11 protein-coding genes are annotated in these 13,141 nt (G+C 71.7%); 9 read left to right on the top strand and 2 right to left on the bottom strand.

Annotation, left to right across the window (positions count from 1 at the left end):
- The first annotated feature begins 19 nt into the window (after positions 1-19).
- From ACH4TL_RS24605 to ACH4TL_RS24580, 6 genes are all read left to right on the top strand, one after another.
- Complete coding sequence (locus tag ACH4TL_RS24605) at positions 20-976, top strand: serine/arginine repetitive matrix protein 2 (protein WP_398319484.1); 957 nt, start codon at positions 20-22, stop codon at positions 974-976.
- 171 nt (positions 977-1,147) lie between these two features.
- Positions 1,148-2,650, top strand: coding sequence for an aldehyde dehydrogenase family protein (locus tag ACH4TL_RS24600; RefSeq protein ID WP_398319487.1), 1,503 nt, complete (start codon positions 1,148-1,150; stop codon positions 2,648-2,650).
- Between the two features lie 202 nt (positions 2,651-2,852).
- Positions 2,853-4,439: a GMC family oxidoreductase gene (locus tag ACH4TL_RS24595; RefSeq protein ID WP_398319490.1), complete on the top strand. Its 1,587-nt coding sequence runs from the start codon at positions 2,853-2,855 to the stop codon at positions 4,437-4,439.
- On the top strand, positions 4,439-5,539 hold the full coding sequence (locus ACH4TL_RS24590) for a glycine betaine/L-proline ABC transporter ATP-binding protein (protein ID WP_398319493.1): 1,101 nt from the start codon (positions 4,439-4,441) through the stop codon (positions 5,537-5,539). The genes ACH4TL_RS24595 and ACH4TL_RS24590 overlap by 1 nt, the downstream gene beginning before the upstream one ends.
- Before the next feature lie 49 nt (positions 5,540-5,588).
- A complete protein-coding gene (locus ACH4TL_RS24585; RefSeq protein WP_398319496.1) occupies positions 5,589-7,610 on the top strand; it encodes an ABC transporter permease in 2,022 nt (673 codons plus the stop codon).
- Position 7,611: 1 nt separating this feature from the next.
- A complete protein-coding gene (locus tag ACH4TL_RS24580) occupies positions 7,612-8,601 on the top strand; it encodes an ABC transporter substrate-binding protein (protein ID WP_398319499.1) in 990 nt (329 codons plus the stop codon).
- A gap of 64 nt (positions 8,602-8,665) precedes the next feature.
- On the opposite strand, the gene ACH4TL_RS24575 is transcribed toward ACH4TL_RS24580, so the two are convergent.
- Positions 8,666-9,448, bottom strand: a complete 783-nt coding sequence (locus ACH4TL_RS24575) for an isocitrate lyase/phosphoenolpyruvate mutase family protein (protein ID WP_398319502.1) — start codon at positions 9,446-9,448, stop codon at positions 8,666-8,668.
- A 57-nt stretch (positions 9,449-9,505) separates the two neighbouring features.
- Complete coding sequence (locus ACH4TL_RS24570; protein ID WP_398319505.1) at positions 9,506-9,943, bottom strand: carboxymuconolactone decarboxylase family protein; 438 nt, start codon at positions 9,941-9,943, stop codon at positions 9,506-9,508.
- Positions 9,944-9,990: 47 nt separating this feature from the next.
- Here ACH4TL_RS24570 and ACH4TL_RS24565 point away from each other — a divergent pair, with 47 nt between their 5' ends.
- From ACH4TL_RS24565 to ACH4TL_RS24555, 3 genes are all read left to right on the top strand, one after another.
- Positions 9,991-11,436 (top strand): PLP-dependent aminotransferase family protein, encoded by a 1,446-nt coding sequence (locus ACH4TL_RS24565; protein WP_398319508.1) that lies wholly within the window; start codon positions 9,991-9,993, stop codon positions 11,434-11,436.
- Positions 11,437-11,535: 99 nt separating this feature from the next.
- Complete coding sequence (locus ACH4TL_RS24560) at positions 11,536-11,886, top strand: hypothetical protein (RefSeq protein ID WP_398319511.1); 351 nt, start codon at positions 11,536-11,538, stop codon at positions 11,884-11,886.
- A gap of 15 nt (positions 11,887-11,901) precedes the next feature.
- Positions 11,902-13,107: a glutathionylspermidine synthase family protein gene (locus ACH4TL_RS24555; RefSeq protein WP_398319515.1), complete on the top strand. Its 1,206-nt coding sequence runs from the start codon at positions 11,902-11,904 to the stop codon at positions 13,105-13,107.
- Positions 13,108-13,141 lie beyond the last annotated feature (34 nt).

Genomic DNA, 13,141 nt, shown 5'->3' with positions numbered 1-13,141 from the left:
GTGGATAAGGGGGGCGGGCATGACTGACGGGGGCTCGGAGGAGCAGCGCAGGCCCGAGGAGCAGCGGAGCCCGGAGGAATTGTGGGGTCCGGAGGAGCGGTGGGGGCCGGGGGACACCCGGCAGTGGGAGCCCGGCGAAGGGCCGGCGGCTCAGCCGGGCGCCGGACCCGGCGCCGGAGCGGGTCCCGCCCCGGGCGCCGAGACGCGGCGGGTGGTGCAGGCGGTCGCGGTCACGGTGTTCCTGACCGCCGGGATCGCGTTCTCCGGCTGGGTGGCGTTCGGCGGTGACGGCACGACCGGGAAGCAGGCGGGCCCGCTGCCCTGGGACCGGGCGACCCCCGCGCCCTCGGCGACCGCGGACGCCACCGCGCCCGGCGATGTCTATCCCGCGCCCGAGACCGGTGCGCCCACCGGTCTGCCGTCGGTGCGGCCGAGCGCCTCGCCGTCCGGGCTGCCCTCGGCGTATCCGTCCGGGTCGCCGTATGCGTCCGCCTCGGCTGCCCCGCCCCTGACGGGCTCCGCGCCGCCAGCGGGCTTCACCACCGCACGGGATCCGGAGGGCTTCGACATCGCCGTCCCCGACGGATGGCGGCGGACGGTGGAGGGGCCGAGCGTCTTCTACACCTCGCCCGACGACGACACCAAGATCCAGGTCTTCGAGCTGCACGGCCCCGAGGCCACCCCGTACGAGTCGGCGCAGGAGGCCGAGCGGCTGGCGTCGCGGAACACCGACTACGAGCAGGTCACGCTCGCCCAGCTCGGCGCGGCCGCCATGGACCCCGCCCAGCTGGAGTACACGTACCAGAGCAAGAAGTCCGGCGCCCGCCGGATACTCGACCGCCGCTTCGCCGCGCAGAACGGCACGATGTACGCGGTGCTGATCATCGGCCCCGCCGGTGACCGGGCGGAGGAGCAGTCGCTCCATGACACGGTGCTGGAGACCTTCTGCGCCACCGCCTACTGCACCGCCTCGTAGACCCTGCGCAGGTCCGCGCCCCGACCCTGCGCAGGTCCGCGCCCTCTGCCGCGCGTGAGCCGTGCCACTTTCAAGGAAAAATTGCGCATACGTTTGGCGCAACCGGTAAGGGGTCCCTGTTGCTGGCGTGGCCAGCGGAAACGCTCGCAATACCGGAAGGCAGAGGTAGACGTGTCGGCAGTCGAGACCATTCATGTGGACGGGGTGTGGCAGGCGGCCGCATCCGACGCGCAGCGGGAGGTTCTCGACCCCGCGGATGCCAAGACGCTCGCGGTCGTGGCCGAGGGCGGCGCCGAGGACACCGACGCGGCCATCGCCGCCGCGCGCCGCGCCTTCGACAGCGGCCCCTGGCCGCACACCCCGGTCGCCGAGCGGGCGGCGCTGCTGCGGCGCGTCGCCGATCTGCTCCAGCGCGACCGCGAGGAGATCGCGCTGCTGGAGAGCCGGGACACCGGCAAGACCCTGGAGGAGGGCCGGGTCGACGTCGACGACGTGACCAACGCCTTCCGCTACTTCGCCGACCTGGTCACGGGCGAGTCCGCCGGGCGTGTGGTCGACGCGGGCAGCCCCGACGTCCACAGCGTCGTGGTGCACGAGCCGGTCGGCGTCTGCGCGATGATCACGCCCTGGAACTATCCGCTGCTCCAGGCCAGCTGGAAGGTGGCCCCGGCGCTCGCGGCGGGCAACACCTTCGTCATCAAGCCCAGCGAAGTGACCCCGCTGTCCACCGTCCACCTGGTGAAGCTGCTGGTCGAGGCGGGCCTGCCGAACGGTGTGGCCAACCTGGTGACCGGCGCGGGCGACCCGGTCGGAGCCCGGCTGTCCGAGCACCCGGATGTGGACCTGGTGTCCTTCACCGGCGGCCTGATCAGCGGCACCAAGGTGGCCCAGGCCGCCGCGCCGAGCGTGAAGAAGGTCGCCCTGGAGCTGGGCGGCAAGAACCCGAACGTCGTGTTCGCCGACGCCTGCGCCACCGACGAGGGCTTCGACACTGCCGTCGACCAGGCCCTCAACGCCGCCTTCATCCACAGCGGCCAGGTCTGCTCGGCCGGTGCCCGGCTGATCATCGAGGAGTCGGTGCGCGAGCGGTTCGTCGCCGAGCTGGTCCGCCGCGCCGAGAAGATCAAGCTGGGCCGCGGCACCGAAGAGGGCGTCGAGTGCGGCCCGCTCGTCTCCGCCCAGCAGCTCGCCAAGACCCAGGCGTATGTGGCGTCCGCCCTGGAGGAGGGCGCCGTGCTGCGCTGCGGCGGCAAGCAGCCCGAGCCGTCCGAGGTCCGCCCCGCGACCGGCTACTTCTATCTGCCGACCGTGCTCGACCAGTGCCACCGCGAGATGCGGGTCGTCCGGGAAGAAACGTTCGGCCCGATCCTTTCGGTCGAGACGTTCAGCACCGAAGATGAGGCCGTGACCCTCGCCAACGACACGGAATACGGCCTGGCTGGTGCCGTCTGGTCGTCCGACACCGCGCGCGCCCGCCGGGTCGCGGCGCGGCTGCGCCACGGCACCGTGTGGATCAACGACTTCCACCCCTACCTCCCGCAGGCCGAATGGGGCGGCTTCGGCAAGTCCGGCGTCGGGCGTGAGCTGGGCCCGGCGGGCCTGGACGAGTACCGCGAGACCAAGCATGTCTACGAGAACCTGCGGCCCAGCCCGGTGCGCTGGTTCGGCGGCTGACGCCCCACCGCCGGCCCCCGCCCGGGGCGGCACGGCCGGGCCCGGACCTCCCGCCGGGCCCGGGCCCTGTCGTGTCCGGTGACGGTGCCCGGCGTCCCTCCCCCGTCCGTAACCCCCCATCCCCTCTCCTGGGACGGCCCCCGGCCCGCACCCGTGCGGGCCGCCCCGGAAGACCGGCAGACCGCGAGGAGAAACACCCACCATGCCCGTACCTGACGCATACGATTACGTCGTCATCGGCGGAGGCACCGCAGGATCGGTGATCGCCTCCCGGCTCACGGAGGATCCGGACGTCAGCGTCGCCGTCATCGAGGGCGGCCCGTCCGACATCGACCGCCCCGATGTCCTCACCCTGCGCCGCTGGCTGGGTCTGCTCGGCGGCGATCTGGACTACGACTACCCCACCGTCGAGCAGCCGCGCGGCAACTCGCACATCCGGCACAGCCGCGCCCGGGTGCTCGGTGGGTGCTCCTCGCACAACACCCTGATCTCCTTCAAACCGCTGCCGGGCGACTGGGACGAGTGGGCCGAGGCGGGCGCCGAGGGCTGGGACGCCGCCGCGATGGACCCGTACTTCCACAAGCTGCGGAACAACATCGTGGCGGTCGACGAGAAGGACCGGAACGCGATAGCCCGGGACTTCGTGGAGGCCGCCCAGGCCGCCGCGGACGTGCCGCGGGTCGAGGGCTTCAACAAGAAGCCGTTCCACGAGGGCGTCGGCTTCTTCGACCTCTCGTACCACCCGGAGAACAACAAGCGCTCCTCGGCGTCGGTCGCCTATCTGCACCCCTTCCTGGACCGGAAGAACCTCCACATCATGCTGGAGACCTGGGCGTACAAGCTGGAGCTCGACGACAGCGGCCGGGCCACCGGCGTCCACGTCCGCACCAAGGACGGCGAGGAGATCCTGATCGAGGCGCGGACCGAGGTCCTGGTCTGCGCGGGCGCGGTGGACACCCCGCGGCTGCTGATGCACTCCGGCATAGGCCCCAAGGCCGACCTGGAGGCGCTCGGCATACCCGTGAAGGTCGACCTGCCGGGCGTGGGGGAGAACCTGCTCGACCACCCCGAGTCGGTGATCGTGTGGGAGACCGACGGCCCGATCCCGGACAACTCCGCGATGGACTCGGACGCCGGGCTGTTCGTGCGCCGCGACCCCGAATCCCAGGGGCCGGATCTGATGTTCCACTTCTACCAGATCCCGTTCACCGACAACCCGGAGCGGCTGGGCTACGAGAAGCCCGAGCACGGCGTGTCGATGACCCCCAACATCCCCAAGCCGCGCAGCCGCGGCCGCCTGTATCTCACGAGCGCCGACCCCGAGGTCAAGCCCGCCCTCGACTTCCGCTACTTCACGGACGAGGACGACTACGACGGCCGCACCCTGGTCGACGGCATCCGGCTCGCCCGCGAGATCGCCAAGACCGAGCCGCTGGCCGGCTGGCTCAAGCGCGAGGTCTGCCCGGGCCCGGAGATCACCTCGGACGAGGAGATCAGCGAGTACGCCCGTAAGGTCGCGCACACCGTCTACCACCCCGCGGGCACCTGCAAGATGGGCGCCGCGAACGACGAACTCGCCGTGGTCGGCCCCGATCTGCGGATCCGCGGCCTGTCCGGCATCCGGATCGCCGACGCGTCGGTCTTCCCGACCATGCCGGCCGTGAACCCCATGATCGGAGTGCTGATGGTTGGCGAGAAGTGCGCGGACCTGCTGGTCGGCGAGCGTGATCAGGTCCGTTACCGATCGCGCGAACGAGCCGCCCAGCTCGCTCCGGGAGGTGAGGCGTGATGGCGACGACCCTGACGCCCGAGACGCCCGACACCCCCAAGACCTCTGAGACCGGCGACCGCACCCCGGTGTTCTCGGTGCGCGACATGTGGAAGGTGTTCGGCCCGAAGGCCGACCGCGTTCCCGGTTCGCCCGACGCCGAGCTGCCCGCGGCGGAGCTGCGCGCCCGCACCGGCTGCACGGCCGCCGTCCGGGACGTCTCCTTCGACGTCGAGCCCGGCGAAGTGTTCGTGGTGATGGGCCTGTCCGGCTCCGGCAAGTCCACCCTGGTGCGCTGCCTCACCCGGCTCATCGAGCCCACCTCCGGGACGCTGAAGATCGACGGTGAGGACGTCATGGCCATGGACAAGGCCCGGCTGCGCGATCTGCGCCGCCACCGCGCCGCCATGGTCTTCCAGCACTTCGGGCTGCTGCCGCACCGCTCCGTCCTCGACAACATCGCCTACGGCCTGGAGATACAGGGCGTCGGCAAGGCCGAGCGCCGCGCCAAGGCCGCCGAGATGGTGGAGAAGGTCGGCCTCACCGGTCTGGAGCGCCGCCGTCCCGGCCAGCTCTCCGGTGGTCAGCAGCAGCGTGTGGGCCTGGCCCGGGCGCTCGCCGTCGACCCCGAGGTGCTGCTGTTCGACGAGCCGTTCAGCGCGCTCGACCCGCTGATCCGCCGCGACATGCAGGAGGAGGTCATCCGGCTGCACCACGACGAGGGCCGGACGATGGTGTTCATCACCCATGACCTCAGCGAGGCGCTGCGGCTCGGCGACCGCATCATGCTGATGCGCGACGGCGAAATCGTGCAGCTGGGCACCCCCGAGGAGATCGTCGGCTCCCCGGCCGACGAGTACGTACGGGACTTCGTCCGCGACGTGCCGCGCGAGCAGGTGCTGACCGTGCGCCGCGCGATGCGCCCCGCGACGGCCGACGAGAAGGACGACGGGCCCGCGCTGACCCCGGGCACCACCGTCGCCGACGCGATCGAGGCCGTGGCCCGTTCCGGCGGCCCCGCGCGCGTCGTCGACGGCGGCCGCTGCCTGGGCGTCGTGGACCACGCCTGCCTGCTCGACATCGTCGCGGGCCTGGACGGGAAGGAGGCGGCAGCGGCATGAGCAATACGCCTCCGAACCCCTTCTCGTGGGGCGGCACCGGGAGGCGCGTGTGAGCGTCACGACCACCCGCCCCACCACCGATCCCGACACCGGACCGTCCGCGGGCACGAACGCCGCGGACGAGCAGCGCCCGTCGCGCCTGCGCGCGGCCGTGAGCAGCCCGGTCGTCCGCAAGCTCGCGGTGCTCGCGGTGATCGCCGCCGTGCTCATACCGCTCGCCCACGCCAAGTGGGCCGGTGCCGGCTGGCCGCAGGCGCTGACCGTCGATGTGTCAGGACCGCTGAAAAAGTCCAGCGACTGGATCCTCGACAACCGCGACAGCCACTGGATCTTCCTCTACTTCTTCGGCTACATCAGCCAGGCCATCATCACCGGCGTCCGCGTCGTCTACATCGCCCTGCTCGCCCTCGGCTGGGCCGGTGTCACCGCCGGGCTGACCCTGGTCGCCTGGCGGGTGGCCGGGGTGCGGGTCGCGGTGACGACCTTCGTGTCCCTCGCCGTCTGCGGAGTGCTGGGCATGTGGGTGCCGACGATGCAGACGCTCGCGCTGATGGCCGTCGCCGTCACCGCCTCCGTCGTCATCGGCGGACTGCTGGGCCTGGCCGGCGGCCTCTCGGAACTGGCGTTCCGGGTGCTGCGGCCGGTGCTCGACACCATGCAGGTGCTGCCCGCGTTCGCGTATCTGCTGCCGGTCGTGATGATCTTCGGTAACGGCGTGCCCGGCGCGGTGCTGGCTACCGTGATCTACGCGGCTCCGCCGATGGCCCGGCTCACCGCCCTCGGCCTGCGCGGCGCGGACGCCGGGGTGCTGGAGGCCGTGGCCTCGCTCGGCGCGACCTGGCGCCAGCGGCTGCTGTCCGCCCGGTTCCCGCTGGCCCGCAAGGAACTGCTGCTGGGCATCAACCAGACGATCATGATGGCGCTGTCCATGGCCGTGATCGCCTCCGTGATCGGCGGCGGCGGTCTCGGTGACCGCGTCTACCAGGCGCTGTCCAGCGTCGACGTCGGCAAGGCGCTCGCCGCGGGACTCCCGATCGTGCTTCTCGCCGTCGTGATGGACCGCACCATCGGGGTGGCGGGTGAACGGCTCGGCGCGCCCCCGGCCGAGGGCGGCTCCCGGCTGCTGCGCGGCTGGCCCGCGTGGGCGGGCGTCGCGGTGATCACCGCGGTGATCACCGTCGCCGGACGGCTGTCCGGCTCCCAGACCTGGCCGGGCGGCTGGACCGTCGCCATTGAGGGGCCCGTCAACCAGTTCAAGGAATGGATCGTCGACCATTTCTACACCGGGGTTCCGGTCGTCGGCGGCACCGCCGAATGGGCCGCGAACTACCTCAAGTGGGTCCTCGACCCGCTGCGCGAGGGGCTCCAGGGCGTCCCGTGGTACGGGATCCTGCTGATCGTCGCGGCGCTGGCCTGGCTGATCGGCACCTGGGCCACCGCGCTGACCGCCACCGCCGCCATGGCCGTGATCGGTGTGCTCGGCGTGTGGAAGGAGTCCATGGACACCCTGTCCCAGGTGCTGGCGGCCGTCGTCGTCACGCTGGTGCTCGGTTTCGCGATCGGCATCTGGGCCGCGCGCAGCGCCCGGTTGGAGCGGATGCTGCGACCGGTGCTGGACGTGTGCCAGACCATGCCGCAGTTCGTGTACCTGATCCCCGTGGTCGCGCTGTTCGACGTCGGCCGTGCCCCCGCGGCGGCCGCGGCCATCGTCTACGCGCTGCCCGCCGTCATCCGCATCACCACCCAGGGCATCCGGAACGTCGACCCGGCCGCGCTGGAGTCGGCGCGCTCGCTCGGCGCCACCCAGGGGCAGCAGTTGCGCCAGGTCCAGCTTCCGCTGGCCCGCCCGGCGCTGCTGCTCGCCGTCAACCAGGGCGTGGTGCTGGTGCTGGCCGTGGTCGTCATCGGCGGTCTGGTCGGTTCGGGTGCGCTCGGCTACGACGTGCTGTTCGGCCTGGCACAGGGAGACCTGGCGACCGGTCTGGTGGCGGGCGCCGCCATCGTCTGCCTGGGGCTGATGCTCGACCGGGTGACGCAGCCGACCGCACGCCGCGAGAAGAAGGGGGCCTGAGATGGCTACGGCCCGTAACCCGCGCCGTCGGCAGCTGCTGATGGCCGCCACCGGGGTCACGGCCCTGCTCACCGCGACCGGCTGCGGCGCGGCGGACATGTCCAAGCAGTCCTCGCCGTACGCCAATGTGGGCGGAGCGAAGAGCGTGACCCTCTCCGTCCAGTCCTGGGTCGGCGCACAGGCCAACGTGGCCGTCGCCCAGTATCTGCTGGAGCACGAGATGGGTTACCACGTCGACACCGTCCAGGTGGACGAGATCCCGGCGTGGGACGCGCTCAGCCAGGGCCGGGTGGACGCGATCCTGGAGGACTGGGGCCACCCTGAGCAGGAACAGCGGTACGTCAAGGACAAGAAGACGATCACGTCGGGCGGCGGCCTCGGCGTCACCGGCCACATCGGCTGGTGGGTGCCGAAGTACTTCGCCGACAAGCATCCGGACGTCCTGAACTGGAAGAACCTCAACAAGTACGCGAAGACCTTCAAGACCGCGGAGAGCGGTGGGAAGGGCCAGCTGCTGGACGGCTCCCCGTCCTATGTCACCAATGACAAGGCGCTGGTGAACAATCTGAAGCTGAACTACTCGATTGTCTTCGCGGGTTCGGAATCCGCCCAGATCACCCAGCTCAAGCAGTTCGCCAAGCAGAAGAAGCCCTTCCTGACGTACTGGTACGAGCCGCAGTGGCTGTTCAACCAGGTGCCGATGGAAGAGGTGAAGCTGCCCAAGTACACGGACAAGTGTGCCGCCAAGGGCGAGAAGAACCCCGACTCCATCGACTGCGCCTACCCGACCACCCCGCTCCAGAAGTACCTCAACGCGGACTTCGCGAAGCAGGGCGGCAAGGCCGCCGCCTTCCTGAAGAAGTTCCACTGGACCAAGAAGGACCAGAACCAGGTGTCCGAGCTGATCGCCTCGGACGGGATGTCGGCGCAGGACGCGGCCAAGAAGTGGGTCGAGGCGCACCCGGAGGTGTGGAAGAAGTGGCTGCCCTAGCCCCGACCTTTGCCGCGATCACACGCTGAAGGTTCCACCCCGGCCGGGCCCCGCCCGTCCCCGCTCACGCGGGCGACGGAGCGGGGCCCAGCCGTTGGGCCAGCTCCCGGGCGGCGGCCATCGTCTCGCGGTAGAGCCGGGGGCCGAAGGTGACCCGGGTGGCGCCGAGCCGCCCCAGCTCGGCGGGCGAGGGGCCGTCCGCCGCGAAGGCCGACGCGTTGACCGGAGCGCCGATGGCGGACGCGAGCCGGGGCAGCACCTCCGACGGCGCGAAGATCGGATAGACGCAGTCGACGCCCGCCGCCGCATAGGCCCGCCCGCGCTCGATCGCCGCCTCGGTCGCGCCCTCGACGTCTACGGTCCCGTCGCGGACGAACTCGCCGCGGGCGAAGGTGTCGATCCGGGCGTTGAGCACCAGGGCGTCGCCCGCCTCGGCCCGCACCGCCGCCAGCCGGTCTGCCTGCTCGCCCGGGTCGGCCAGCTGTCTGGTCAGCGAGTCGGAGTCCTCCAGGTTGCAGCCCACCGCCCCGGTCTCCAGCAGCCGCTCGACCAGCTCCTTGGCGTCGAGGCCGTAGCCGCTCTCCAGGTCCGCCGACACCGGCACCTCAACGACCCGGACGATCCGGGCCACCGCGGCGAACATCTCCCCGGCCGGCATCCGGCCGTCCTGGTAGCCCAGCGACGCGGAGATCCCGGCGCTCGGCGTCGCCAGTGCCGGGAAGCCCGCGTCCACGAAGGCGCGGGCCGAACCGGTGTCCCAGGGCCCGGGCAGCACGAGCGGCGCCTCCGCGTCCCGCCCGTGGTGCATCGCCCGGAACGCCCCGGCCTCGGCCGTGGTGCTGGTCATCTGCGCCCCCTAGCGCGTCGTCGGCTGGTAGGAGCCCGGAATCATGCGGGTAGTCACTCAGATCCGGTTCCAAGCGTTGATGGTGAGGATGAGCGCGATGAGCTGGGCCAGCTCATCCTCCTCGAAGTGCTTGGCGGCCCGGTCGTACACCTCGTCCGGGACGAAACCGTCGGTCAGGACGGTGACGGCCTCGGTCAGGGCGAGCGCCGCCTGCTCCTTCTCGGTGTAGACGCCGACCGCCTCCTCCCAGGCGTTGAGCAGATAGATCCGCTCCTCGGTCTCGCCCGCCGCCCGGGCGTCCTTGATGTGCATGTCGATGCAGAACGCGCAGTGGTTGACCTGCGAGGCACGGATCTTGACCAGCTCCGTCAGCGAGGGCTCCAGGCCCTGCCGGGCCGCCGCGTCCAGCTGGATCATGGCCTTGTAGACCGCGGGGGCCGCGTGCGCGAACCGCATCCGGGGACCGGGGCGAGAGGTGCTCTCCGATGTCGTCATGCGGACCACGCTAGAACCTCACCAGCCCAGGAGTATGGTCCATTTCCATGGAGGATTCGTGGGCCACTTCCGGCTCTGGCCTCGGTGCCGATCTGCATCTGGACCTGCCGCGGGGCGGGGCCACCGGGGTGCGGTCCGCGCTGATCCGCTCCCTGCGCGACGCCGTACGCGGCGGCCGTCTCGCCCCCGGCACCCGGCTGCCCTCCTCCCGCACCCTCGCCGCCGATCTCGGCATCGCCCGCAACACGGTGGCCGACGCCTACGGCGAACTCGTGGCCGAGGGCTGGCTCACCGCCCGCCAGGGCTCCGGCACCCGGGTCGCCCAGCGCGTGGTCCCGCCCGAGCCCGCGCCGCCGCGCACCCCACAGGCCGCCGCCGTGGCCGCCACCCGCCCGGCGTACGACCTGCGGGCCGGGTCGCCCGATGTCTCCGCCTTCCCCCGCTCCGCCTGGCTGTCCGCCGCCCGGCGCGCCCTGACCACCGCGCCCAGCGACGCCTTCAACTACGGCCATCCCAGCGGGCGGCCCGAACTGCGCCGGGTCCTGGCCGACTATCTGGCGCGCGCCCGCGGGGTGCGGGCCGCGCCCGAACGGATCGTGATCTGCGCCGGGTTCATCCAGGGGCTCGCCCTGCTCGCCCGGACGCTGGACCGGGACGGCCATCGCGCGCTGGCCGTCGAGTCGTACGGCCTCGACCTCCACTGGAACGTGCTGCGCCGCGGCGGACTGCGCACCGTGCCGCTGCCGATCGACGGGCGGGGCGCCCGCACCGGCGAACTGGACCGCCTCGGCGACGTGCGGGCCGCGCTGCTCACCCCGGCGCACCAGTTCCCCACCGGCGTCGCCCTGGACCCCGACCGGCGGGCCGCCGTGGTCGACTGGGCTTCCCGGACCGAAGGTCTGGTGCTGGAGGACGACTACGACGGCGAATTCCGCTACGACCGCCAGCCGGTGGGCGCGCTCCAGGGGCTGGACCCGGAACGGGTGGTCTATCTGGGCACGGCGAGCAAGAGCCTGGCGCCCGCGCTGCGGCTGGCCTGGATGGTGGTGCCGGACCATCTGCTGGACCGGCTGCTGGCGGTCAAACGGACGGGGGAGTGGGAGTCGGGCGCGCTGGACCAGCTGACGCTCGCGGAGTTCATCTCCTCGGGGTCCTACGACCGCCATGTGCGCGGGATGCGGCTGCGCTACCAGCGGCGCCGCGACCAGCTGGTGGCGGCGCTGGCCGAACGCGCGCCGCGGGTGCGCGTCACGGGCATCGCGGCCGGGCTGCACGCGGTGCTCGAACTGCCGCCGGGCACCGTGCGGTCCGTCCTCCAGGGCGCCGCCTGGCAGGGCCTGGCCATGGAGGGCCTGAACCGCTACCGGTACCGCGAGAAGGACGCGCCGGGAGGCGGCGAATCCGAGCCGGACGAACTGGTCTTCGCCTACGGGGCGCCGCCCGACCACGCCTTCGCGGGCGCCCTGGACGCGCTGTGCCGGGTACTGCCCTGAGCGGCCCGCCTCCCGGCGGCCCGCCTCCCGGCCCCGGCGTTCACTTGTGCGATAACTCCCTCTAGGGTGGGCGGACAAACGAACGGGGGAGCAGAACCGATGGAACGAAAAGGTCCTCGACGGCTGCGGTCGAGCACGGTGATCCTGGGCGGCATGGGCGCACTCGCGGCGGCCCTCACCTCCTGCGGGTCGGAGCCCGACAAGCGCTGTGTCGACCCGGACAGCTACGACATCAGGGGCTACCGCATCGTCGACTCCAGTGCCTGCAACAGCTCTTCGGGCACCACGGGCGGCAAGAAGAAGAGCAGCCGCGGCACCACCAAGCGGGTCGACGGCGACTGGTACTACGACGCCGACGTCGACGGCCGCTGGGCGGACTACGGCACCTTCAGCAAGAGCCAGGCGGCCGACCGCGGCGGCTTCGGCTGCTCGGGATCCGGCGGCGGCTGACCGGACGACGACCCGATGAAGCGTCACACCATCGACCCCCGACCCGACTGGCAGGCCACGGTCGAGGAGCAGGGGGTCATCTACCCGCTGACCCGCTACCCGGACGACTCGCTGCGCCCGTACTGGGACGAGAGCGCCTACTACGCCTTCTCGCTGCCCGAGGTCGAGGCGCTGGAGGAGGTGGTCGAGGAGCTGCACCGGATGTGTCTGGAGGCGGCCGCCCACATCGTCGACGCCGACCGCTTCGCCGACCTCGGCATCGAGGACCCGCGGGTGGCCGAGCTGGTCGCCGAGTCCTGGCACCGGCGGGACGAACAGCCCAGCGTCTACGGCCGGTTCGACCTGCGGTACGACGGAGGCCCGGGCCCGGCGAAGCTGCTGGAGTACAACGCGGACACGCCCACCTCGCTGGTGGAGGCCGCGAGCGCCCAGTGGTTCTGGATGGAGGACCGCTTCCCCGGCGCCGACCAGTGGAACTCGCTGCACGAGCGGCTGGTCGACGCCTGGCGGAACCAGGCCGCCCTGCTGCTGCCGGGCGGGCCCCTGTACTTCGCCCACTCGGCCGGGGACGAGCTGGGCGAGGACCTGATGACCGTCGCCTACCTGCGAGAGACGGCCGAACAGGCGGGGCTGGAGACCGAGGCGATCTCCATGGAGGACATCGGCTGGGAACGGCTCTCCGGCCGCTTCGTGGACAAGCGGCACCGCTTCATCCGCGGCTGCTTCAAGCTCTACCCCTGGGAGTGGCTGGTCACCGACCGGTTCGGTCCCCATGTGCTGGACACGATCGACAACGGCGGCGGCACCGGCTCCACCTTGTGGATCGAGCCCGCCTGGAAGATGCTGCTGTCCAACAAGGCGCTGCTGGCCGTGTTGTGGGAGCTGTACCCCGGCCACCCCAACCTGCTGCCCGCCTACCTCGACGGGCCCCGCGAACTGGCCACCACCACCGGCTACGTGGCCAAGCCGCTGCTCGGCCGGGAGGGCGCGGGCGTCACCGTGCACCAGCCGGGCGCGGAGCCCGTCATCCGGGACGAGGCCTGCTGCTACCAGGAGTTGGCCCCGCTGCCGGACATCGACGGCAACCGGGTGGTCCTCGGTGCGTGGGTGGTCGAGGACGAACCGGCGGGCCTCGGCATCCGGGAGTCGGCCGGACTGATCACGGATGAGTACGCGCGCTTCATTCCGCACGTGATCCCGCTGCCGCACGAGACCCTGTAACACCAGACCCCATAAGCGGCGGCGGAGCGATAAG

Source organism: Streptomyces sp. NPDC021115 (assembly GCF_044333065.1).
In the GTDB taxonomy this organism is placed as follows: Bacteria; Actinomycetota; Actinomycetes; order Streptomycetales; family Streptomycetaceae; genus Streptomyces.
This window is presented reverse-complemented; position numbering and strand designations above follow the sequence as displayed.